Annotated in this window: 22 protein-coding genes; all 22 read right to left on the bottom strand. The window is 43.2% G+C overall.

What is annotated here, in order from left to right; genetic code table 11:
* Positions 1 to 78 precede the first annotated feature (78 nt).
* Positions 79 to 393, bottom strand: a complete 315-nt coding sequence (locus DESME_RS11195; protein WP_006716516.1) for a phage integrase N-terminal SAM-like domain-containing protein — start codon at positions 391 to 393, stop codon at positions 79 to 81.
* A gap of 284 nt (positions 394 to 677) precedes the next feature.
* Positions 678 to 1,439, bottom strand: a complete 762-nt coding sequence (locus tag DESME_RS11200) for a hypothetical protein (RefSeq protein ID WP_006716517.1) — start codon at positions 1,437 to 1,439, stop codon at positions 678 to 680.
* A gap of 409 nt (positions 1,440 to 1,848) precedes the next feature.
* Positions 1,849 to 2,610: a hypothetical protein gene (locus DESME_RS11205; protein WP_006716518.1), complete on the bottom strand. Its 762-nt coding sequence runs from the start codon at positions 2,608 to 2,610 to the stop codon at positions 1,849 to 1,851.
* Between the two features lie 94 nt (positions 2,611 to 2,704).
* A complete protein-coding gene (locus DESME_RS11210; RefSeq protein ID WP_006716519.1) occupies positions 2,705 to 3,640 on the bottom strand; it encodes a DUF2971 domain-containing protein in 936 nt (311 codons plus the stop codon).
* A gap of 323 nt (positions 3,641 to 3,963) precedes the next feature.
* Entirely contained in the window at positions 3,964 to 5,175 is a 1,212-nt protein-coding gene (locus DESME_RS11215; RefSeq protein WP_006716520.1) for a hypothetical protein, read from the bottom strand.
* A 446-nt stretch (positions 5,176 to 5,621) separates the two neighbouring features.
* Positions 5,622 to 5,822 carry a YwbE family protein gene (locus DESME_RS11220; RefSeq protein ID WP_006716522.1) on the bottom strand — a complete coding sequence of 67 codons (201 nt, stop codon included), beginning with the start codon at positions 5,820 to 5,822 and terminating at the stop codon, positions 5,622 to 5,624.
* Between the two features lie 16 nt (positions 5,823 to 5,838).
* The gene (locus tag DESME_RS11225; RefSeq protein WP_006716523.1) at positions 5,839 to 7,140 is read right to left on the bottom strand and encodes an amidohydrolase; all 1,302 of its coding nucleotides are present in this window, start codon (positions 7,138 to 7,140) and stop codon (positions 5,839 to 5,841) included.
* A gap of 324 nt (positions 7,141 to 7,464) precedes the next feature.
* Entirely contained in the window at positions 7,465 to 8,103 is a 639-nt protein-coding gene (locus tag DESME_RS11230) for a class II aldolase/adducin family protein (RefSeq protein WP_006716524.1), read from the bottom strand.
* Positions 8,104 to 9,141 carry an S-methyl-5-thioribose-1-phosphate isomerase gene (gene mtnA, locus DESME_RS11235; RefSeq protein ID WP_006716525.1) on the bottom strand — a complete coding sequence of 346 codons (1,038 nt, stop codon included), beginning with the start codon at positions 9,139 to 9,141 and terminating at the stop codon, positions 8,104 to 8,106.
* A 15-nt stretch (positions 9,142 to 9,156) separates the two neighbouring features.
* Complete coding sequence (locus DESME_RS11240) at positions 9,157 to 9,933, bottom strand: S-methyl-5'-thioinosine phosphorylase (RefSeq protein WP_025248783.1); 777 nt, start codon at positions 9,931 to 9,933, stop codon at positions 9,157 to 9,159.
* 11 nt (positions 9,934 to 9,944) lie between these two features.
* Positions 9,945 to 10,898, bottom strand: a complete 954-nt coding sequence (gene ftsY / locus DESME_RS11245) for a signal recognition particle-docking protein FtsY (RefSeq protein WP_006716527.1) — start codon at positions 10,896 to 10,898, stop codon at positions 9,945 to 9,947.
* A 142-nt stretch (positions 10,899 to 11,040) separates the two neighbouring features.
* Positions 11,041 to 14,634: a chromosome segregation protein SMC gene (gene smc, locus DESME_RS11250; RefSeq protein WP_006716528.1), complete on the bottom strand. Its 3,594-nt coding sequence runs from the start codon at positions 14,632 to 14,634 to the stop codon at positions 11,041 to 11,043.
* Positions 14,624 to 15,331 carry a ribonuclease III gene (gene rnc, locus DESME_RS11255; RefSeq protein WP_427846194.1) on the bottom strand — a complete coding sequence of 236 codons (708 nt, stop codon included), beginning with the start codon at positions 15,329 to 15,331 and terminating at the stop codon, positions 14,624 to 14,626. The genes smc and rnc overlap by 11 nt, the downstream gene beginning before the upstream one ends.
* A 97-nt stretch (positions 15,332 to 15,428) precedes the next feature.
* Entirely contained in the window at positions 15,429 to 16,673 is a 1,245-nt protein-coding gene (gene fabF, locus DESME_RS11260; RefSeq protein WP_006716530.1) for a beta-ketoacyl-ACP synthase II, read from the bottom strand.
* Positions 16,674 to 16,704: 31 nt separating this feature from the next.
* Positions 16,705 to 17,652 carry an NAD(P)H-dependent flavin oxidoreductase gene (locus DESME_RS11265; protein ID WP_006716531.1) on the bottom strand — a complete coding sequence of 316 codons (948 nt, stop codon included), beginning with the start codon at positions 17,650 to 17,652 and terminating at the stop codon, positions 16,705 to 16,707.
* A 153-nt stretch (positions 17,653 to 17,805) separates the two neighbouring features.
* Positions 17,806 to 18,033 carry an acyl carrier protein gene (gene acpP / locus DESME_RS11270; protein WP_006716532.1) on the bottom strand — a complete coding sequence of 76 codons (228 nt, stop codon included), beginning with the start codon at positions 18,031 to 18,033 and terminating at the stop codon, positions 17,806 to 17,808.
* A gap of 41 nt (positions 18,034 to 18,074) precedes the next feature.
* Positions 18,075 to 18,818 (bottom strand): 3-oxoacyl-[acyl-carrier-protein] reductase, encoded by a 744-nt coding sequence (gene fabG, locus DESME_RS11275; protein WP_006716533.1) that lies wholly within the window; start codon positions 18,816 to 18,818, stop codon positions 18,075 to 18,077.
* Between the two features lies 1 nt (position 18,819).
* On the bottom strand, positions 18,820 to 19,761 hold the full coding sequence (gene fabD / locus DESME_RS11280; RefSeq protein WP_006716534.1) for an ACP S-malonyltransferase: 942 nt from the start codon (positions 19,759 to 19,761) through the stop codon (positions 18,820 to 18,822).
* Between the two features lie 14 nt (positions 19,762 to 19,775).
* The gene (fabK, locus tag DESME_RS11285) at positions 19,776 to 20,723 is read right to left on the bottom strand and encodes an enoyl-[acyl-carrier-protein] reductase FabK (protein ID WP_006716535.1); all 948 of its coding nucleotides are present in this window, start codon (positions 20,721 to 20,723) and stop codon (positions 19,776 to 19,778) included.
* Positions 20,724 to 20,797: 74 nt separating this feature from the next.
* Complete coding sequence (locus DESME_RS11290; protein ID WP_006716536.1) at positions 20,798 to 21,790, bottom strand: beta-ketoacyl-ACP synthase III; 993 nt, start codon at positions 21,788 to 21,790, stop codon at positions 20,798 to 20,800.
* Positions 21,791 to 21,806: 16 nt separating this feature from the next.
* Positions 21,807 to 22,802: a phosphate acyltransferase PlsX gene (gene plsX, locus DESME_RS11295; protein WP_006716537.1), complete on the bottom strand. Its 996-nt coding sequence runs from the start codon at positions 22,800 to 22,802 to the stop codon at positions 21,807 to 21,809.
* A gap of 20 nt (positions 22,803 to 22,822) precedes the next feature.
* Entirely contained in the window at positions 22,823 to 23,392 is a 570-nt protein-coding gene (fapR, locus tag DESME_RS11300) for a transcription factor FapR (protein ID WP_025248784.1), read from the bottom strand.
* Positions 23,393 to 23,530: the final 138 nt, after the last annotated feature.

Here is a 23,530-nt window from a genome sequence, read left to right on the forward strand (position 1 = left end):
ATCCGGAAGGGTGGCTCTAAAAATCCGGAGCTGTGGCTCTCACAGTCCGGAAGCATGGCTCATTTTGCTCCGTAATATTCAGATGTCTGGAAATTTACGCTGTTTACGATGACGAGGGATTTGCCTTAAGTTCAACTTGATGTTTAGTGTTACACCGTACAAAAAGCGAAGAGCGCTGTTGTAAGTATTTACGGATGCGGAAGCTAGCTTTTTTTCGGTGGTAAGATAGCGGAGGAACTCTCTAATATCCTCTTCGCCCAATTCAGTTGCAGGTTTATTGTAGTGGTTCTGATAGCTCTTTACTCTGGAATAGTATTCATCCTTGGTATTCTTGCTTAACCCCTTCAGTTCTACATCGAACATTAATTTGCTTAAAACCTCTTCCTTTGTCATAAAACAAACACATCTCCTTTGAAGTAAAATCTCTAACATTTTACAGGAGATGTGAAAAGACTTATAGATATTTGAGTAAACAGCGAAGACACATTTACGGAAACCACCGCGCCAGCGGTTTAGTGCTATTGCTATAATTCGGCCTCAACCGAGATGCACATTATTAGCCTAACTGGTATATGGATACCGAGAAGTTATGATTTCATTCTAGTAGACATTTTATAAAGAATTCAAATTGTCTTAACTACAAATTGGAATTTATCGGATCTTTACGATGCACAAATCTAAAATGTTGATTTATTTTTGCTATCATTGTTATTCATAATTATGTTTTTTAGGTTTTTCAAATATGTTTCATTAAAACTATAAAAACTGTTATATTCGGATATAACACTATGATCTTCCAGATTAAGCACTTTATATTTTGAATTTACAAATCTTATTAAGCACATTTTTTCAATAAAATCCTCAAACCCATTAAATGTCATAAGCCAATTATATGTTCCGAGCTTATTTAAATATGCTTCATTTAATTTGCAGTTATCCTTCACATTATCTTCAAATTGCTCTTGATTTTTATTTCCATCAAAAATTTTTTTACAACCAAAAAACTTACTAATGTCAAATAGCGTATAATCAACTCTGTCTCTAAAAATAGAATATCTGAGTGTATTAATTGTCGGTTTGTTATGTCGTGGCCAAACTAAATAAGCAGCGGTACACGTTCTCATTTCTTCATAATCATGCAACCATTCTTTGCTACCTTTCCGCAGGTCGTAGAGTTGTTTCCAACCACATACAGCATCGGCAGATAACTTAATTCCTACATTATTATACAATTCGAATTTACCATCTTTATGTTTCAATTTTAATCTTTCAGATAAATCCTTGTACACATGTTCATCTCTATTATCAGGGTCGATATATATTGCATTAATGATAGCTTTTATCAAGCTTTTTTCTTTCAAATCTCTGTAATAATCACTATTATAAAAATTTTCGATTACTTTAATATTTCTTTGATAAACGTATTTTTCATTTTCCATCAAAATATCTCCATATCTGATTCCTATAGTATAATTATGGAATCAAAAAATCATCCACTGCAAATCAGATGATTCCACGCTATCCTTTTGTACCTTTAGCAAAAGATGCCATTATTATATGGATAATGCGAGGCACGTCGGAATCTATTAACATGCCATTATGCTCAGATGTTGCAAATTGTCGAAAAGTAGTTCACACGTTCTTCTCGGAAACTTTCCGAGTTATGAATCAAAGAAATTTGAAACACAAACCTGCGATGTGTGTAAATATAACAACATCGCAGGTTTGTGCACACTTCTTCTGAAATAATATCAATTATCTTCTCTTCCAACTTACGTTCTTCTACTGCCCCCCATGCTTTTTTGAGCATCACCGCATTATACATCAATATAATCTAGAATTAAAGAATTATTGTTCTATCCATTCCATACGATTATTCCTATTACACATCATTCCATTTAACGAAATATGTCTGTACTCAAACTCATCCATAATTCTTTTTGAATCTTCTTCTACCAACCATCCGTCTTCTAGTTTTTGGAAGTTTATAATATGTTTCATTAAAACATCTTTTGCTTTACTAGTGAAAACTAAATCCTTGCAATCTTTCCAACTTCGATACGAAGATAAACGTTTAAATATTTTAAAGTCTGTATCTCTTTGTATATCCGTTAATAGATCATATGTTTTTCTGCTGCAAATATCTAAATAGTTATTTTTTAACTTTCTAATTTCGTTTATTACTTCTTCATACGAATCACTTAGATATTTTACTGCAATATCAAATCTCTCTAGTGGTTCTTTGTCTTCCAGAATACCCCTGAAATTCCACAATTGAATGTACCCATGCATATCTTGCATAATATTCATTATATGAATTAAGTCTTCTGCTTCATCCTTTTCTCTCAATTTGTTTTTATGTAAATTAGGAATATACATTTGTATTATAAAAAATATTGTAGATGATATAAATGCTAATGAAAGTGTTAATAGAATATTAGATATAACATCAGCATACAAAAATTTTACTTTATATTTTAAAGACAAAACATTTATCATAACAACAATAATTATTGATATTACATTTATTAAAAAAATTGCTTTATTTTTTTCTTTAAATCTTTTTATATCACTTAACGTATCTTTGATATTTACTTTTAATTTTTTCATCATAGCCTATTCCAACTTTCTATAATTAGCCTAATATGGATGATGGGAAGCTCACAACTTGACGCGTTTTAGTTGGTTATAAAGGGAAATTTGTTTAAAAACGTACATTAATCTGAGAAAAATCGATGTTGATTTGAGATTTGATTTCAGGTATTTTATTCGCCAATAGTCTTTGTACGCCTTGCTTTGCTACTTCTGGTTCCATCATAGGTGCTAACGTTATGCTTCGAATAGATTGAATTGGATCAAAAGTTACTACTAAGTGGGGCACAATCAAACCGCCTCCACCAACATGATGCTCAACAGTGCCTCCACTATCTGTCGTAATAGCTGGCGCCTCAATAAGAAACCGATACTCTTCTTCATGTTTAAAAGCAGGGTTCTTATAAAACATACACCGTTGCAAAAGATATTCTGCAAGTTTCTCTTGATAACTCTCAATGCACAACTCTTCATCAATTCCTGCTTTAATATTGTAATCAAATTCCTTGCTTAACTCCATAATCTTATTATGAGTATGCAGTATCTGTTCTTCAACATTATAATTCACTTTGCCATGTGTTAACTTCTGCCCAAATTGGGGTATAGAATCCATCAATGCATCCACTGACAGGCCGAAGTTGTAGCCCTGATAGTAGCCATTCTTAACGTAGTAATTCCACATACTATGACTGTCCGGGTCTAGTGAAATGCAAAAAAGATAATAACGCGTCCGTATAATTCCACGACTAAATGAGCCTTTACCTGAAATTGCATGCTGAGTTGTAATACCTCCATAAGGAACCCCCATCAGATAATCAACAAATTTATCGTTATCATCATGAGGTGTCCCTTTTGCAGCTTGTTTGAATATATTCTTTATATGCACATACTCAGATCGGTCATTCATGAATTGACTATCACTGAACCATAGATTTTTATTTTTAACTACGGAAAGAAAGCTGTCCGGAGAGGTATAGTGATAGACGATTTTCCCGGTTTCGCAATAAGGCTTTACCTCGTGCCCATCAAAGCACACTATATTTGTCATCAAGGTATTCACCTATACTTTCGATTCTGACTTCACTTTCATAAAACATAAATTTATCCTCCTAGATGAGATTTAACCAAGTAAATAACCATTTCTCCGCGCAACAAATACTTAGATCCGCTTCCCATTATTAGCCTAACAGGTATATGGATAACGGAAAGTTAAGTAGATAGATTATTTTATGTTTCTTGAGCAGCTAGTTGAAAGCTTAAGCACGCTCCCATGAACCTTAAGAAATTGGCATGGTCTTACTAAACCACGGCCCTCTTTGCTTTTAATCTAAATACTTTATAAAAGGTCACAATTTCCCACTTACTGTAAATTTAATGCCAATTTATATTTAAAAGTCCCTCGAGCTCAATAATCATTTCATTTGGATTAACTCCAGGATACTTTTTGGGATAATCAAGCAATGAACGTACTTTTAGGTACTCCGGTACAATCATATTACACCACTTAAGAGCTACGTCAGATCTTCTCTTTGCAATGATAGTAAATCCCAGTAAAACATCTCCAATAACTGCAGCATTTTTGTACATTAATCCTTCCCGAAAAAAATTATATAATACATGTGCCAGATTATCTAACCTCATATCGCTTCCTTCAAGAGAGTACAAAAATTCACCTATAAAATTACAATATACATTTTGCAAATCTCTTTTTATATACTCTCCGAGTATATTGGATGCTGAAACTAGCATCTCAAACGGTGGCATACTCCATTGATTAGAAGCCTTGGCTATCCTAATTAGGGGCCGGGCTAAAAGATAGATAAATCTATACATATCGTTTTTTAAAAGCACATCAGATAGTCGTTCTAATGATCTAGGTATTTCTCTTAAAGGATGACGTAAATTACTATTTATTTTTCCTTCCTCGTTTAGCTCTGGATTCATTTCAAAATAGACGGTGGCTAATTTAGAATAGGCCTCAATGACTGTTTCGACTATACTTGTATAGCCTTTTTGTGCAGCATTCCATCCCATTTCCTCCAAAGACATAACTATTTTTACCCGTTCCTCATTAGTTGTTGTTTGATGCGCCTTTAATAATAAATTATCAATTGTCTTCTTGGGGCTCATCCAGTTTACGATTGAAAACACATAACTAGCGATTGTAATTACGGATAAGGCATTCATGTATAGTAGAGAATTATAACTAACTGCTAAGTGATTTGAAATTATTTGTGGAAGAGTTGTTAATATTAGTCCGTCAATTAACATTAGCGTTGAAATAATAATTAGCAAAATAAAAAAACTTTTTTTAGGAAAGAAATCCAGACTCGTAGGAGCTTTGTCTGAAGATAACTGAAGAATTAATAATGTTACAGTTACTATTAAAGCAAGCATACTTGCAAGAACCTGAAGCGCGGAACTAAAAATATATCTGTAATTATCGAGCAAAAAGGAAGGTAAAGGTAAAAAATTGAATAGAATTAACCAGATAGCACCAAATAATATAATAAATTTGATAGGTCGCGGTAGTCTGGTCAGCTTTTTAATTACTTTTCTCTTAAGATTATCAATACTAAGCATATAATTTCTCCTTAAAACATATATTCTTAGGTCTTCGTCATTGTTATTACATTTCCTTCATCAGAAATGGATAGTGAAATTTAGGAAGATATAATGAACTCGTATGATATATAAGTTTCATTGTTATTAGATAGCCGTTCTAAATGACGGTACAAAAAAAACTACGATACAGTTCAAAGCCGAATCCTAGTCTTTAAATTTCATAAACGGTTCGCATTATAGACATTAGACGAATTATATCTAATCTAATATAAGGAAATTTATTTTTACTCTTGATCACATTTCTTCTAACATTCAACTTATTTTCATAATATTCCTGCCTATTCTGACATATTTTTGCAAAATAAACTATTTCTATTACTTTCTCCACTCACTTCCTTCTCTTTAAGGCAAAAATAAAATGCGTTGGCTAGAAATTTGATTTCTCTACCAACGCATTTATGATTTCACACTGTCTTTATAATCTCCTGAACTCTACCGATTTGTCCATCCGTCAGTCTTACTTTAATTCCTCTCGGATGTTTTTGGGAATTTGTCAAGATATCTTTAACGGTACCGCGCGTCCTTTTTCCTGTCCTCTGATCTTCTTTTAAAACAATATCCACTGTGATTCCAGCCTGAATATTGCTTCTTATCTGCCCATCCATGTTCTGAGTCCTCCTATCAGTCCGCGAACTCCGCCGCAATCCGTTTAGCCCTTTGCTCAACTTCTTGGCAAATCTTTTTAACATCCATTGTTAAAAGCTTGCGCTCTTCCATGATGAACTTTCCATCGACCATCATTGTACGTACATCACCCGCATGGGCGACATAGACGAGATGGGCTGGGATGGAAAAGCGAGGGTAGAAATGCGGTTGATCAAAGTTAATCGTGATCAAATCCGCTTTGTAACCTGGAGCAAGCATGCCTATATCTTCATAACCTAAAGCCTTAGCTCCTTGAATGGTCGCCATTTCCAGAACTTCATAGGCGGGAAGGGCCGTTGAGTCTTTTTTCAACTTCTGCTGGAGGGCCGCGCTGCGCATTTCTCCGAAAAGATCAAGATTATTATTGCTCGAAGCGCCATCCGTTCCTAAGCCGACTACAACTCCCTTCGCAATCATTTCAGGGACTGGAGCTGTGCCGCTATTCAGCTTCATATTGCTTTCAGGGTTATGGGCTACAGCGACCTTTTTCTCAGCTAAAATATTGATATCTTCTTCTGTAAGATGGACACAATGGGCTGCAACCACGTGGCCTCCGAAAATGCCCAGATCGTTTAACCATTGAACTGGGGTTTTTCCCTCTTGTTCTTTAATCGTATTGATCTCATCGAGTGTTTCAGCAACGTGAATATGTATACCAACGCCTCGGCGATCTGCCTCCGCTTTGACCTTCTGTAAGAACTCTCCCGAGCAGGTATAAGGAGCGTGAGGTCCGAACATGACCTGAATTCTTCCGTCGCCAGCCCCATGATAGTTCTCCACAAGCTCGATTTGTTCTTGAAAAGCCTGTTCTCCGTTGGGAGCATTCCCAATCATACCCCGTGAAAGGACTGCTCGAGTCCCTGTTTCAAGTACAGCATCTCCCACCCGATCCATATCGCCATACATATCAAGCATCGATGTCGTTCCGGACAGAATCATTTCTGCTAAGGCCAGTTTTGTTCCCCAGTATATATCTTCTTTCCCCATTTTCGCCTCGAACGGCCAGACCTTATCTGTTAGCCAAGGCATTAGCGGAAGGTCATCAGCATAACTTCTCAGCATCGTCATCGCTGCATGGGTATGAGTATTGATCAGCCCAGGCATCACGACATCATTGGGCAAATCAAGTACGCGATCCGGTACGAAACCGGCAGGAGCTGAACCCTTCGGTCCTACTGAGAGAATACGGTCCCCTTCAATCGCAATTTCTCCTTCAGGATAAAAATCATCAGGCCCAGTCATGGGTAAGATCATCGCTCGGATTAGGGTTTTTGACACGAAAACTCACTCCTTCTACTTTCTATTCATAAAAAACCTTTAAGAATAACTAAAAAGGGACCAGCAAGCGTAGCTTCTTGCACAGGAGTGAACGATTTCGCGAAGGGGCGATAAGGCAAACAAAGCTTCCGTAGCTTAGCGTAGCCATTGGTTCACTTCAGGTATTGCCCAGAGGTTTGGCGTAGCTGCTACGGAAGCGAGTGCGCCAGCCCTGGAGCGCTGAGTGAACGGATGGGCAAGAAGCTACACGACCCAGACCTTTTCATAATCTGATGGTGCTACGTAGTAGTATAAGATTCTACCCTAAGACTGGCAAAGTAATGCTTAATCTCTCTGCCCATACTGGTTTATATAATCGGATCGCAGCCCGCGCTTATCTTCGTCACTTAATTGAACCGGAGTTCCCAGCAGTCGCGACATAATATGGATTTGCGCGCTCTTCTCCACAATCTGGCAGACTTTAAGGGCCTCTTCAACAGAGCGCCCCACTCCGACCAAACCATGATTAGCTAGAAACACAGCATTTTTATCAGCGAGTGATCGCACGGTAGCCTCTGCTAATTCTTCAGTGCCCGCCCGCTGGTAATCCGCGACGCTGACTTCTTCACCCACAATCATTGCGAAATCCTCGACTAAACCCGGAAGAGGAACATGGGCAACGGCATGAGCTGTCGCATAAATGGAATGGGTATGAACGATTCCTTTTACCTCTTGGCGTTGTGAGTATATGGCTCGATGGAGTTGTTCCTCAGAAGAAGGTTTACGATAGCCTTCAAGGACAACCCCTTGCATATTCATCAGCACTAAATCTTCTTCTTTTAGGGCGAGATAATCCATTCCACTGGGGGTAATCCAAAACCCATCTCGTGAATCATCCCAAGCCGAGATATTTCCCCAGGTTCCAGCCACTAAGCCAGTCTGGATAATTTCTCGGCCAATCTCAATAATTTTTGTTTTTAGCATTTAAGATCTCACCATTATTTTCAAGAGATTTACAGAAAATGGGGGCGAAACGATCCCTTTTTCCGTAATAATTCCGGTAATATACTTCGCCGGTGTCACATCAAAAGCCGGATTATAGACTGGAACATCGAGCGGAGCGGTCTGCACGCCAAATAGTTCCCGCAATTCTTGAGGATTACGTTCTTCAATCGGAATTTCCTGTCCGCTCGGCACTTTAAGATCAATCGTGGATGTTGGAGCCGCAATATAGAAAGGGATTCCATGAGCATGTGCTAAAACCGCAACGGAATACGTTCCAATCTTATTCGCGGTATCCCCATTTGCCGCTATTCGGTCAGCGCCCACGATCACGAGATCGATTTTCCCTTGTTGCATCAGATAACCGGCCATATTGTCCGCTATGAGCGTCACCGAAATATTATCCTTCATCAACTCAAAGGTCGTCAATCGAGCTCCCTGTAAAAATGGCCGTGTCTCATCAGCATAGACATGAATATTCTTGCCCATCTGATGTGCCGCCCGAATCACGCCCAAGGCCGTTCCATATTCAACAGTAGCCAAAGCTCCCGCATTGCAGTGTGTCAATATATTGGCTTCTTCGGGGACAATCGGATTACCTTGCTCACCAATCAAATGGCAAACCCTCCGGTCGTCCTCAGCAATGCTCTCTGCCTCTACAACCAATGCCTTTCGAATCTCATCCAAATCCTCGACTTCATATAAGTCGCGCAGACGATCTTCCATCCGGCGTAAAGCCCAAAATAAATTGACAGCAGTCGGTCGCGTTTTAGTCAAACGCTCTTTTACCGTATTCATATAATCTTGAAATCCAACTCGAGTGCCAGTGTATTGTATCGCTCCTAGAGCATAGCCATAGGCAGCTGCCGCTCCGATAGCTGGCGCCCCTCTCACGACCATGCTTTCAATTGCTTCAGCCACTTCTTCATAGGTTGTTACATCATTATAGATCGTTGTCACCGGAAGCTTTGTCTGATCTAATATTCGCAGGGAATCACCCAGCCATTCTAATGCTTTCACATCCCTACCGCCTTTCTAAAACTTACCAGCCTCTTCATTAGCTAATCTGCACGTACAATCCTGTTCGAGACGAATCATCTGGAAGGTCTCCTCGACTAACATCGCGACCGTTTTGCCCATCATTTTCATGCTTGATAATACTTCAGCGTGGGTTAACGGATGATCAGCAATTCCTGCCGCTTCATTCGTCACCATTGCAATTGTCGCATAACACATACCTAATTCCTTGGCGAGCACAACCTCAGGAACACTGGTCATTCCCACCAAGTCTCCCCCTAGCATCTGATACGCTTTGATTTCCGCAGGGGTCTCAAAACGTGGGCCCTCCGTACAAACATATGTTGCTCCATCCTTCAGCGCTACTCCGAGCTTATCCGCAGCTCTGCGGATATCGTCCTGCACAGAATGACAGTATGGTTCCGTCATATCAACATGCAGAACCCCGGAGTCGCCTCCTTCATAAAAGGTTTGTGGACGACTTTTTGTAAAATCCAAAAATTGCTCGACTAAAACGAGATCACCCAGCTTATAGCGCGTAGACAAGGAGCCCACGGCTGCAGTTGCTAAGATCTGTGTAACCCCCAACTCGTTTAAAGCCCAGATATTCGCTCGGTAATTCACGAGATGAGGAGGAGTCGCATGGGTTTTACCATGCCGACTCATGAAAACAATCGTTTTTTTACTTTCACCGATTCGACCGAGATCGACTTGCACCTCTCCATAAGGAGTCTGTACTGTTTCCTGATCATAGTCTTGCAAAGACAAATTTTCTAACCCTGTTCCGCCAATCAGTGCCAAACGGCTCAAGCTTCTTCCCCCTTCTCAGGTGAGTCTTCTTCCTCCGTTTGACTAAATAAAGCATTGGCGAAATCCTGTGGAACGAAAGGACGTAAGTCCTCCATCCCTTCACCGACACCTACCCATTTCACCGGAATCTTAACTTCCCCTTGAATTCCTAAGACGACGCCGCCTTTAGCCGTACCATCCAATTTTGTGAGAACGATTCCAGTTACTCCAGCAGCCTCCTGAAATATTTTGGCCTGTTGTAAAGCATTTTGTCCAGTTGTCGCGTCGAGTACGAGTAAAACCTCATGCGGAGCACCCGGAATTTCCCGTTCAATGACACGTTTTACTTTCTTGAGTTCTTCCATCAAATTCACTTTATTGTGGAGGCGACCGGCAGTATCCATAATAATAAGGTCAACGCTCCGAGTTTTCGCATAATGAATGGCATCAAAGGCCACAGCCGCAGGATCGGCACCTTCACGCTGCTTAATGACTTCCACGCCTGCACGTTGTCCCCAGATCTCGAGTTGATCAATTGCAGCCGCTCGAAAGGTATCGCCAGCAGCAAGAATAACCTTTTTACCCTCATCTTGAAAATAATGCGCAAGTTTGCCAATGGTCGTCGTTTTCCCTACCCCGTTTACCCCGACGACCAAAAGAACGCTCGGGCCGCTTTCGGCAAATTGAAGAGGAACTTCTTCTCCTAAGAGATCCGCTATTTCTTCTTTCAGTACTTCCCGAAGTTCCTGAGCTTCAGAAAGTTTTCTTTTCTTTACTTCTTGGCGCAAACGCTGCACCAACTCAAGTGAGGTCGTAACCCCCACATCTGAACGAATTAATACCTCTTCTAATTCTTCATAAAGATCTTCATCAATTTTCCGGCGACCGGTTAGAATTTCTTCTACCTTCGTTACGAACTGATCCCGTGTTTTTGTCAGTCCTTCTTTTAATTTTGCAAAGAAACCAGCCAAGTGGATTTCCTCCCTTATGTAGGCACACCTATTGACGATATTGTACCACAATTTGGACAGGCGCTCAAACACGCAAAAAACCCTAAGTTCTACGACAATTTGTCAAAAAGAACCTAGGGGTTTCCTTATTCGCTGATAAACCTTATGCGGTTTGTGTATTCTGTTCTTCCAACTGCACGGATAAGAGCTTAGATACCCCAGACTCCTCCATCGCGATTCCATAGAGCACATCCGCTTCTTCCATCGTTCCTTTACGGTGTGAAATAACAAGAAACTGTGTCGAATCTGCAAGGCGATGGATATACTGAGCAAACCGGCTGACGTTCGCATCATCTAAGGAAGCTTCTATCTCATCAAGGATACAAAATGGGCTCGGCTTCACCCTCAGGAGGGCAAAAAGAAGGCCAATTGCAGTTAGCGCTCGCTCTCCTCCAGATAAGAGGGAAAGAAGTTGAGGTTTCTTCCCAGGAGGCTGTGCAATGATCTCTACCCCGGTCTCTAAGAGATTGTTTGGGTCATCCAATCTCAGTTCCGCATTTCCCCCGTTAAACAGTTCCTTGAAGACGGTCTGGAAGGCTTCGTTAACGGCTTTAAACCCTTCTGCAAAGCGCTCTGACATTGTTATATCCAGCTCACCAATCAACGCGTGTAAGGACTCGTTGGCTTCCACCAAATCCTGCTTTTGTGTCGCCAAGAACTCATGTCGGCTTAACATTTTCGGGTATTCTTCAATCGCAGCCTGATTAATCGGTCCGAGCTTTTCTATTTGGCGCTTGAGTTCCTGAATACGGGCCCACAAAGCGGCTCGATCCAGCTCGGTCTGATAGGTTTGGACCTCATCCCAGGTTAGGGCAAATTCTTCTTGTAAGCGATTGAGCCCTGTCTCCCACTCAGTTTCCCAACGCGCTGTTCGAAGTTCTAAGGCGTGAAGCTTTTGTTCGACACTTTGTTGCTCTTGCCGTTTTTTCTGGACGACCTGCTCCTTCTCGATCAGACGAAGGGATAAGGTTTCTCTCTCCTTGCGCACCAGAAGTAGGGCTTCTTGATGCTTCATTTGAAGTTCTGAGGTTTCCACACGACGTGTTTCTAAATCCATCTGTTCTTGGCTTAGCGTTTGTTGGGCCGTTTCCAGACTTGAGCATTCTGCCTGCTTCTGCTCCAGCATTTGAGTCAATTCAACCCACGCTTCATTCTCATGTTCTAATCGTTCTCCAGCCTGCTGAAGTTCTTGTTCCCACTTCGCAAGCTGAATCTTCGCTTCAGTCAAACGTTCTTGAATAGCCTCAGCTTCCTGACTGGCCTCTCTCGCTTTTTGTTCTTGAAGCGTAATGGCTTGACTGGACATTTCCACCCGTTCTGTAATTTCAGTTAAAGCTTGTCCCCGTTCTTGTTTGCGCTCTGTCCACGTTTTCTTCTCTTGGGCGAGCACTTCTTCACGGTCCCTGAGCGTTTCTATTTCCTTTTCCAAACGTTTAAACTGTTCACGTAAATTTTGAGCATTGGTTCGACCCACAGCAAGTTCTTGTTTCAGTCTCAAGCCCTTAGATGTGAGATCTTTACGGATTTCATCGCCTTCTCGCAGGTGGTGACTCAAAATTTGTCCTTCTTTTTCGAGTTCCGTCTGTTTAATTCTCCGAAGTTCAAGTTCCTGGCTCAACTCCTGTATTTCCCGTGAGCGCCCCAGCAAGTTAGTCCCTTTACGTTGTTGGCTTCCCCCTGTCAATGACCCCCCGGGGTGCACTTGATCCCCTTCTAGGGTCACAATACGTGCTCTATAGCCCGAGGCCCGAGCCACACGGGTGGCCGCTTCCATATCACTGACGACCAAGATCCGCCCTAGTAGGGATTCCATTGCCGGTTGAAAGCGGTCAGCGAACTGAACTAAATCAACAGCAATTCCGACGAAGCCCGGGTCTTGACTAGCCTCTCGTGTAACGGTTGTCCGTCCTCCGCGAATCACATCTAAGGGCAGGAACGTCGCTCGACCCAACTGATGTGTCTTAAGATACTGTACTGCAACTTTCGCGTCTTTTTCCGTTTCAGCAACAAGATTCTGGAGACCTGCTCCTAAAGCCGTTTCAATGGCTACTTCATACCGTTTTTCAACTGTAATCAAATCAGCAATCGTCCCGCACAATCCCAGGCAAGCTTGAACCTTATTCTTTTTAGCCTGTAAAAGCTCACGCACGCCTTTTTGATAACCTTCTCGCGAGTCTTCGAGCCCTTGTAAAGCATGGTGACGCGCTTGCATCCGTTCGATCTCTCGATTAAATTCACGCAGTTTACCTTGTAATTCCTGACTTTGCTCGTTCATTGCTTGCAGCTTGACCTGATTTTGCTCAAGCTCTTCACGGGTATTCTGTTCTTGTTGTTCAAGCACTTGCAAGCCCTGAGCATGGACCTCAATCTGCTCTTGAACGCGCGTTTGCTCTAATTCTTTAATGTTTCTTTCTTCCATAACCCGCTGGACTTGGACTTGAAGGCCGGCTAAGGTATGCTCCGCCTTCTGGTAATCTTGGCTGAAATGAGTTTGCTCGGCTAAAATCTGCGCAGCCTCAGCTCTCAGCTCTTCAATCTCTTTTACTCCGGTCTTAGATTTCACATCAGCCCATCGTAATTCGTCGTCTTGTAGCTTACGACTTGATTCAGCAACCGTCCGCACTAGTACAGCTTGCTTCCCCTCTAAAGCGGTCAGTCGTTCCTCGGTTTCGTGCTTCTTCGCCAGACTTTCTTCGGCTTCTTTACTCACCCTAACCCGTTGCTCAGCGAGATATCCCTCACGTTCCTGCCGTATCCTTTGTTCTTGAATTATTAAATTCAGGGATTGCTCATTCTTATAGTTCTCTTCCTGCTGGTTTTGAATTTTTTCATCAAATTGGTTTAGGCGAAGCTTATCCTCAACCGTTTGGCTCTCCGCTTGACCCAATTCACTAATCGCGGCGGCTAGATCAAGCCGCAATTGCTCCGCTTCCGCACCCGAAAAATTAAGTTTTTCACGAACATCTCTTAAATCTCGGACGACGATTTGAATTTCAAGTTTTTGCTGTTCCTGGGTTAACGCTAAGGACTGCTCTGCAACCCGTGCTTGTTCAGCTAAAGGGGTCAGTTGCCCCTCAATTTCATTCACGATATCTTCTAAACGTTCTAGGTTATGTTCGGTCTCATCCAAGCGTTTCAATGCTTCGCGTTTGCGCATCCGGTACTTTGTAATTCCTGAAGCTTCTTCAATTAAATTTCGACGTTCCTCCGATTTAAGGTTCAAAATCTCCTCAACTCGGCCTTGTCCGATAATCGAAAAGCCCTCTTTACCAGCACCCGTATCCATGAAAAGTTCATGAATATCCTTCAAGCGACAAGGAGCACGGTTGATGAAGAATTGTCCTTCTCCATCACGGTAGACACGGCGGGTAATCGTTACTTCCTGAAAATCAAGCGCAAAAATTCCGGTGGAATTATCAAACACTAAGGATACTTCAGCCATCCCAACGGGACGCCTTACCGTACTCCCTGCAAAGATAATATCCTCCATTTTTCCGCCTCGCAGATTTTTGGCACTTTGCTCACCAAGCACCCAGCGCACAGCATCTGCAATATTACTTTTACCACTCCCGTTTGGACCAACCACAACACTCAAACCATGTCCTAACTCCAGCTTGACTTTATCCGCGAAGGACTTAAACCCTTGGATCGAAACTGACTTCAAAAAAACAGGGAACTCACTGGCCTTATTCGCCATGGTTCTCCCCTCCAAGTTCCTCTAAAACTTGCTGAGCAGCCTTTTGTTCCGCTTCTTTTTTAGTTCGACCTACCCCTTGACCTCTAAGTTTACCTTTCAAGAAAACGCCGGCCGTAAACCGTTTATTATGATCTGGGCCTTCTTCTGCTAAAATCTGATAACTCACTTCAGATTCATCATGTTGCGCTTTTTCTTGAAGCGTCGTCTTATAATCCCCGTAATTTCCTTGGGCAACTTCCTCAATCTCCGGTGTTAACAAATCAAGAATGACACGTCGGGCTTCTTGAAGTCCGTATTGAAGGTATATCGCGCCAATGACCGACTCAACCGCATCAGCGAGAATTGAAGGTCGTTCCCGTCCCCCTGAGACTTGCTCTCCTTTTCCCAGTAAGAGTTCTTTTCCTAATTCAATCTTCTGAGCTATGCGCGCCAAAGTCGATTCGTTAACCACTGCCGCCCGCATTTTTGTGAGCTCACCTTCGGGTCGTTCCGGATATTTCAAATAGAGATATTCCGCAATCACAAAATCCAAGATGGCATCTCCCAAAAATTCCAAACGTTGATTATTCTCCACACCAGACTTTGGATTTTCAAACAAGTAGGAAGGATGCGTAAGGGCTATCTTAAAGAGTCGATTAGGAAAGGGGTTAAGTTCCAAACGCTTTGCGAGTTGCAAGCCGATTGGATTTTTCCGCATTGGAACAGTATTCACTCTCCGGCGAGAGCTTTTGCCCTCACCGGATTTTTTCATATCAACCCTGTCTCGTTGTTTTTGTATCACTTTGTCTTACTCCTTATTCCTCCATATACTTCTTGATTACAATTGTAGCATTGTGACCTCCAAATCCAAAGGTATTCGACATCGCAATATCCACATTTTTTTCGCGGGCTTGATTGGGTACATAGTCCAAATCGCAATGAGGATCAACTTCCCCATAGTTTATCGTAGGTGGAATAACCCCATTTTGAATCGTTAACACACAAGCGATTGCTTCGATTGCTCCCGCCGCGCCCATCAAGTGGCCTGTCATTGATTTTGTCGAACTAATCGCCACTTTATCGGCACAATCCCCAAAGACGATTTTAATCGCTGCCGTTTCGGTCGAATCATTTGCACCAGTACCCGTTCCATGGGCATTGATATAATCTATCTCTTCAGGCATAACTCCAGCACTCTCTAAAGCTTTGCCCATCGCACGAGCCGCACCAGCACCCCCTGGAACGGGAGTTGTAATATGATAGGCGTCCGAAGTACTCCCATACCCTATCAATTCAGCATAGATCTTCGCATTGCGTGCTTTGGCATGTTCCAGAGATTCAAGAATTAAGATACCTGCACCTTCACCCATAACGAAGCCGGTCCGACGCGCATCAAAGGGACGAGATGATGCTTTAGGATCTTCCTTTTCCGTCGACATGGCTTTCATCGAACAGAAGCCTGCAAAGGCTAAGGGAGTTAGCGGAGCTTCAGTTCCTCCTGCGACAACGATATCCACTTCGCCTCTTTCAATCAGACGCATCGCTTCGCCGATCGCATTGGTTGCAGAAGCGCACGCGGTAACAACAGTGGAACTCGGTCCCTGTAATCCAAACTCGATCGACACATGTCCTGCTGCCATGTTACTGATCAGCATCGGAACGAAAAAGGGACTGACCCGGCCTGGGCCCTTGGCCATTAGAACTTCCTTCTGTTCCTCAAAAGTTGTCACTCCGCCAATTCCACAGCCGAGTATTGTACCTGCTCGTTCCTTATCGATTTCATCTAAATCAAGTCCTGAATCACGAATGGCCATTTTCGCCGCAGCAACCGCAAATTGGGCGAAACGATCCATGTGACGGCTCTCTTTTTTATCAAGCCAATCCGTAGGTTCAAAATCTTTAACTTCACCTGCTACTTTTGTTGGCATATTGCTGACATCAAAACGGGTCACAAAATCAAGGCCAGACTCACCCTGACTTAAACTTTTCCAAAAATCTTCGATCGTATTTCCAACGGGAGAAATAACTCCCATACCTGTAATCACTGTACGATGTTGCAACGAAACAACCTCCTTACTTCGATTTAATCGATCACTCAGCACGCAGTATTTCAGTCTTAATATCTTCAAAAATTTGGGACACTGATAAAACTTTTTGGGCTTTGGTATATTTGGCCCCCGAAAAAACTAAGCCTTCTTGAACATTTCCTTGCTGAGCCTTATTCAAGCGATCCATAATACAAAAATTTGCTCCACAATCTTTTAAGCAACGGTCACATTTTTTAGGACGAACATCTCCATCATTCTCAAGCTCATCCGTAAAGGGATTACGAATAGCCCGTCCAGGTAAACCCACTGGGCTGTGAATAATCCTCATATCTTCTTCACGAGCGTTGAGTAAATGGGCTTTCCATTCTGGCGCTGCACTACTTTCTTCACTTAGGGCAAAACGTGTTCCCATTTGGACTCCGTCAGCTCCAAGCCGCAATATCTCGACCACATCCTGCCCATTCATCACGCCACCAGCCCCTATAACAGGGATTTTCACGGCTTCTCTGACTTCAGGAAGAATTTCACGCATGGATCGATCCGTACCTAAGTGTCCACCCGCTTCAGTCCCCTCAACAATAACTGCGGCTGCCCCAAGCTTTTCGGAAATTCGGGCAAGCTTAGCGGTCGAAACGATCGGTACAACTGGAATTCCAGCTTCTTTACCCCATCCAAACATATCCCGTGAAAATCCAGCACCCGATACTAAGACGTCAATTCTTTCATCAAATGCGGCTTTCACAAGTTGAGCAAATTCTCGGACCGCAAACATAATGTTTACCCCGATGATGCCCTGCGTTCTTTTCCGAGCTTCTCGGATTTCCTGACGCAATTCTTCGACTGTAAGACCACTCCCGGCAATTAAACCAATTCCCCCTTCTTCTGCGACAGCAGCCGCTAAAGGAGCCATAGAAATTCGTACCGCCATGCCTCCCTGAATAACGGGAACCTTGGCGACTAAGTTTGCAATATGGAGTTCAGGTATTTTCACTGATTTTCCTCCTGTTCAACCTTCAATTTGTAATCATCTTATGCTCAAGTCTTTCCATCTTTATATGAAACCCTTCAGGTCACCTGAAGGGAGAATCTCAGTTAGTTTTAGGTTAAAGAAAGTCCCGCAGTGCTCTACGGGACTTTCTAGGCACTATTGGTTTTCTTTGATGTAGTTTACTGCATCTCCAACAGTACGAATCTTTTCCGCATCCTCGTCCGGAATATCCAGATCGAATTCTTCTTCAAGAGCCATAATAAGTTCAACAATATCCAAAGAATCTGCATTTAACTCTGTGAAGGAAGTTTCTAAGGAAATTTCTTCCTCATCTACCCCAAGTTGATCCACGACGATAGATTTTACTTTATCATAAATTGCCATGTTGCCCAATCACCTCCTCTCACAGATATACATTAACACATTTACATCAACATTCCACCATCTACAGCAAGCACCTGTCCTGTAATGTAGGACGCAGCTGGAGATGCGAGGAATAAAACGGTCTGAGCAACTTCTTCTGGAGATCCAATCCGTCCCAAAGGAATTCCGTGTTGAATCTGTTCTTTAACTTCTTCAGGTAAGCTTTCCGTCATGTCTGTAGAAATATACCCAGGAGCAACCGCATTAACGCGCACTCCGCGCGAAGCAAGCTCCTTAGCCATCGACTTACTAAAACCGATAATTCCTGCTTTCGCTGCGGCATAGTTGGCTTGCCCAGCATTACCTGAAACCCCTACTACAGATGAAATATTGACAATCACCCCTGAACGTTGCTTCATCATGCTTTTGCTTACAGCTTTACTGCTCAGGAACACGCCTTTAAGGTTTGTATTAAGAACCGCATCCCAATCGGCCTCTTTCATCCTTAATAATACATTATCCCGAGTGATACCCGCATTATTCACGAGAATATCTATTTTTCCATAGGTATCTACAGTTTTCTTGACCAGGCGATCGACATCCGAGGCTTGGCTGACGTCCGCTTGCACGGCAATTGCCTGTCCGCCCAAGTCCTCAATCATTGTTACGGTTTTCTCGGCCTGATCGGCATGACCTGCGTAATTCACAACGACTTGAGCTCCAGCTCGAGCCAATTCGAGGGCTATGGCTCGACCAATTCCGCGCCCAGCTCCTGTTACAATGGCCACGCTGTTTTTCAGAAACATTTTATCTACTCTCCTTTAAATATGCAAGTGACTTTTCTAAACTTGCTAAATTATTGACATTGAGGAGGGTGGCCTCAGGTACTATTTTTTTAACGAGGCCCGCCAGAACTCTACCCGATCCTAATTCAAGGAAGGTATCCACACCTTGTTCCTGAAGATACCGAATGGATTGCTCCCAGAGAACTGGGGCACTCACTTGATTGACTAAGCTTTCGATAATCTGATCCGATTCTTGGATCACTTGAGCATTAATATTAGCAATCACGGGATGAGCGGGAGTTTTCCAGTCAACCTGGTCTAAGACCGTCCTTAAATTCTCCCCTACATTTTTCATATAGGGAGAATGAAAAGCACCACTCACGGCGAGAAGAATTCCACGCTTGGCTCCCAAAGCCTTTGCTTTCTCGATAGCCCGTAGAACAGCCGTAGCCTCTCCAGAAATGACAACTTGACCAGGGCAGTTATAGTTAGCCGGCCCCACCCATTCCTCGCCTTCACAGGCTTCACGGCATGCTTCTTTAACTTTAGTTTTATCGAGTCCTAGGATTGCCGCCATACTGCCTTTTCCTGCAGGCATCGCGGCCTGCATCAGTTCTCCACGCTGACGAACCACCTTAAGGGCCTCTTCGAGCGTTAAACTGCTCGCTGCCAGATGTGCTGAATATTCTCCCAAACTATGCCCTGCCACAAAATCAGGCTCAATTCCTGCACTTTGAACTGCTTTCCAAGCTGCAGCACTAACTAAGAGTAAAGCGGGTTGTGTATTTTCCGTCTGCCGCAAAACCTCTTCCGGACCTTCAGACATCACGCGTGCCCATTCTTCGCCTAAAACGCGATGGCACGTCTCAAGAATATCACGTCCTTCAGGAAGATTGAAAAGTTCTTGCCCCATGCCTACAGCCTGTGAACCTTGACCAGGAAATAGGAATGCCAATTTTCCCATCTTTTTTCTCCTTCTTAAAACGTAAAACGTTCCTTCAATTTTTGAATTTCCTGTTCTGCTCCATCAATGACGTCTCGAACAATTGCTGCCGCAGGCTCGATCCGGGTAACCGCCCCAGCAACTTGACCTGACATCACTGAGCCATTTTGAATGTCTCCCTCGACCATAGCGATCCGTAATCTTCCTGCCCCCAATTTTTCAAGTTCAGCTACAGGGGTTCCGACCTTCTCCAATTCGGTCAATTCACGCGTAAAGTGGTTAACCAAACAACGGACAGGATGCCCTGTCGATTGTCCAGTAACAACGGTGCTCCGATCTTTCGCTTTAAGAATAGCTTCTTTGACCTTAAACGGAATTGTACATTCCTCAGCACACATAAAACGGGTTCCCATTTGAACCCCTTCTGCTCCAAGGGCAAGAGCTGCCAACAAGCCTCGACCATCAACAATTCCACCCGCCGCGATGACTGGAATCTGGACCGCATCAACGACCTGCGGGACTAAAGGTAATGTCGTCGTTTCGCCAACATGTCCCCCTGATTCCATCCCCTCAGCGATGAGGGCATCCACTCCAGCTCTCTCCAAGCGTTTTGCTAAAGCTACTGAAGCCACCACGGGAATAATCTTGGTCCCTACTTCTTTTAAGGCTTGAACATATTTTCCAGGATTCCCTGCGCCTGTGGTGATGACAGGTACCCTTTCTTCTAAAACGACTTGCATCACCTCTTCAACAAAAGGAGACATGAGCATCACATTGATTCCATAAGGTTTCGAGGTTCTGGCTTTCACCTTCTTGATTTCTGCTCTTACCCAATCCGCTGGTGCATTACCCGAACCAATTATTCCAAGTCCCCCCGCCTCTGATACAGCGGCTGCCAGTTCACCTGTTGCTACCCAAGCCATTCCCCCTTGAAAAATGGGGTATTCAATATTTAATAAATCACAAATTCGGCTTTTGATCATCCCTAAGCACCCTTTCTCATCCTATCACTCTAGAGCTATATCTTTTGGCTATCCTAATATTCTCTTCGCTGCACTTATCGTTTTGCCCACTTAAGTACTGTACCACCCCAGGTTAATCCTGCGCCAAAGCCAACCATCAAAAGATTGTCACCATATTTTATTCGTCCGCCCCGAGCTGCTTCATCTAAGGCGACCGGGATTGAAGCACCCGACATATTACCATACCGATCCAGATTAACAAAGACCTTCTTAGAATCAATACCGAGTCGTTTAATTGAAGCATCGATGATCCGCAAGTTGGCTTGATGCGGAATAAAGAGGTCGATATCCTCCTTCTGCAGCCCTGCTTTGTCAATCACTTTGTGCGCAGTTTCTCCCATGATTCGTACCGCAAATTTAAACACTTCACTGCCAGCCATACTGAGCGTATGCATTTTGTTCTGTACGGTTTCAACGGTCGCCGGGTTTTTAGAACCCCCTCCCAGCATCGCTAAGAGATGACCGCCAGCCCCATCTGCCCCAAGCTCAAAGCTCTTAAAACCATACCCTTCCTCCACAGGCTGGATCACTGCCGCTCCAGCACCATCTCCAAAGAGTACACAGGTTGAGCGATCTTCCCAGTTGAGTATTTTACTTAAGGTTTCTGCTCCAATAACTAAAACTGTACGATACAGCCCGGTTGCCACAAATTGAGCTCCCGTGGTAATCCCATACAAAAAGCCTGTACAAGCCGCTGATAAATCAAAAGCAGCCGCATTTTTAGCACCCAATCGATCTGCCACAAGACCTGCCGTCGCCGGAAAAGCATAGTCTGGAGTCACTGTGGCAACGATGACAAGGTCAATCTCCTCTGGAGCCACCTTGGCATCTTCTAACGCCCGTAGAGCCGCCTCATAGCAAAGGTCTGATACGGAGGAATCCGGATCAGCGATATGCCGTTCTTTAATCCCTGTCCGGCTCACAATCCACTCATCATTCGTATCTACAATCTTCTCCAAATCACCATTCGTTAAAACCTTTTCAGGGAGATATGATCCAGTACCGACAATTCCTACACTATTTAACATGGTGCTCCTTCTTTCCTCACTTTTTAACCAAGGGTAACTCCTCACGAATCTTTTCGATAAATTGGCTTTCCACACATTCACGTGCCACCCGAACCGCATTAAAGATTGCTTTTTGTTTAGAACTTCCATGACAGATCACGCTAATCCCATTCACTCCCAACAAGGGAGCGCCACCATATTCGGCATAGTCCATCATTTGAGCAATTTCTTTTAAGCCAGGTTTAATCGCGAGTGCTCCTAATTTGCGAACCGGTGTCGCAGTAATTTTCTCTTTTATGAGTTGAAAGATAGCTCCAGATAACCCTTCTGTTGTCTTTAAAACAATGTTTCCTACAAAACCCTCGCAAACGACAACATCAGCTCGGCCATAAGGAAAATCTCGTCCCTCAATATTGCCGATAAAATTAATGGGGGCTTCTTTCAAAAGGGGATAGGTTGTCTGGGCTAATTCATTACCCTTCGTCTCTTCCGTTCCAATGTTTAAAAGCGCCACCCGCGGATGGGTAAACCCTAAAATTTTCTCAGCATAAATGCTTCCCATGATGGCATACTGAACCAGATGTTCCGGTTTAGCATCAGGATTAGCTCCCACATCTAAGAGGAGCTTACCCCCTTCTAAGGTCGGTAGCACAGTCCCAATCGCGGGGCGTTCAATCCCTTTGATACGACCTAAGCCTAACAAACCAGCGGCCATTTGTGCGCCAGTACTACCAGCGCTGACCACCGCATCCGCTTCTCCTTCTTTAACCATTCGGGTAGCCACAACAATTGAAGCATCCTTTTTTTTACGGACCGCATTAGCGGGATGCTCGTCCATGCTAATAACCTCAGTTGCTTCTCTCAGAGATAAATTTCGTGGTCGATCAGAGGTAGGCAGGAACTCATTTATACGCTCAGACTGCCCCACCAAAATAATTTCAGTTTCTGGATAAGCTTGTGCTGCCTGAACGGCTCCTTTGACAATTTCTTCAGGAGCATAATCCCCTCCCATAGCATCGATGGCAATTTTCATCTCAATTACCCTCCAAATCTTTATAGATTAATCTCTGCATCGAAACCAAAAAGTATCCAATGCCCAGTTAAAACATCTTCTTGTTCTACCTGCGCCACGATATCAACCCAATATTTGTTCCCTTTTCGTTTCAGCACTCGCCCTTGTGTAATCACCGTTTGGCCAAGATGGGCTGGACGAAGGAATTTCAGTTCAACGCTACCTGTTACCGCCATTTCCGCGTCTACAAGTGCTATTGCTAAGGAGTTTGCTTGAGCGAATAAATGATGTCCGCGCGCGACTCTCGCTTTATCAAGAACCATGTTCTCCTCAATAAGCATCTCAGAACGGCCAAAATCTCCGACCTTAAGTTCCATGAGCCGGCCAATGACTTCCTGCTCTTCAAGAGACTTTAAGGTGCCATATGCTTCATGCGCGACAGCCCTCGTCCGTTCACGCAGTTCTGGAATCCCTAAATCGGTTCGATCCAGACGAATCGTTGACACGCTTACACTAAAGTGTTTCGCTAGCTCTTCATCCGTTGAAAAGGGATTCTTTTCAATTTCCTCTAGGAGCGCTTGATGCCTCTCCTGTTTATGATGTCGAGTCAATTTTCTCACCGCATTCTCATTTTGTGACCTGGTACTAATTATAGCTCAGTTAAAATCTCTTTTCAACCAAAGATCAATTGAAATAAAGCAGAAATATGTATAAAAAAAGGAGCCCATAATGGACTCCTTTTTACTGAA

Origin of the sequence: Desulfitobacterium metallireducens DSM 15288, from assembly GCF_000231405.2 — a bacterium.
In the GTDB taxonomy this organism is placed as follows: Bacteria; Bacillota; Desulfitobacteriia; order Desulfitobacteriales; family Desulfitobacteriaceae; genus Desulfitobacterium_A; species Desulfitobacterium_A metallireducens.

What these genes read in the sequence shown, in the direction of transcription:
- fabG (WP_006716533.1), bottom strand. Translation starts at nt 18,818, where the DNA reads ATGTTTCTGAAAAACAGCGTGGCCATTGTAACAGGAGCTGGGCGCGGA.
- DESME_RS11220 (WP_006716522.1), bottom strand. Translation starts at nt 5,822, where the DNA reads ATGGATGGGCAGATAAGAAGCAATATTCAGGCTGGAATCACAGTGGAT.
- DESME_RS11195 (WP_006716516.1), bottom strand. Translation starts at nt 393, where the DNA reads ATGACAAAGGAAGAGGTTTTAAGCAAATTAATGTTCGATGTAGAACTG.
- DESME_RS11205 (WP_006716518.1), bottom strand. Translation starts at nt 2,610, where the DNA reads ATGAAAAAATTAAAAGTAAATATCAAAGATACGTTAAGTGATATAAAA.
- DESME_RS11230 (WP_006716524.1), bottom strand. Translation starts at nt 8,103, where the DNA reads ATGCTAAAAACAAAAATTATTGAGATTGGCCGAGAAATTATCCAGACT.
- DESME_RS11215 (WP_006716520.1), bottom strand. Translation starts at nt 5,175, where the DNA reads ATGCTTAGTATTGATAATCTTAAGAGAAAAGTAATTAAAAAGCTGACC.
- rnc (WP_427846194.1), bottom strand. Translation starts at nt 15,331, where the DNA reads ATGCGGAAAAATCCAATCGGCTTGCAACTCGCAAAGCGTTTGGAACTT.
- DESME_RS11290 (WP_006716536.1), bottom strand. Translation starts at nt 21,790, where the DNA reads ATGTTAAATAGTGTAGGAATTGTCGGTACTGGATCATATCTCCCTGAA.
- plsX (WP_006716537.1), bottom strand. Translation starts at nt 22,802, where the DNA reads ATGAAAATTGCCATCGATGCTATGGGAGGGGATTATGCTCCTGAAGAA.
- fabD (WP_006716534.1), bottom strand. Translation starts at nt 19,761, where the DNA reads ATGGGAAAATTGGCATTCCTATTTCCTGGTCAAGGTTCACAGGCTGTA.
- smc (WP_006716528.1), bottom strand. Translation starts at nt 14,634, where the DNA reads ATGGCGAATAAGGCCAGTGAGTTCCCTGTTTTTTTGAAGTCAGTTTCG.
- DESME_RS11210 (WP_006716519.1), bottom strand. Translation starts at nt 3,640, where the DNA reads ATGACAAATATAGTGTGCTTTGATGGGCACGAGGTAAAGCCTTATTGC.
- acpP (WP_006716532.1), bottom strand. Translation starts at nt 18,033, where the DNA reads ATGGCAATTTATGATAAAGTAAAATCTATCGTCGTGGATCAACTTGGG.
- fabK (WP_006716535.1), bottom strand. Translation starts at nt 20,723, where the DNA reads ATGATCAAAAGCCGAATTTGTGATTTATTAAATATTGAATACCCCATT.
- DESME_RS11200 (WP_006716517.1), bottom strand. Translation starts at nt 1,439, where the DNA reads ATGGAAAATGAAAAATACGTTTATCAAAGAAATATTAAAGTAATCGAA.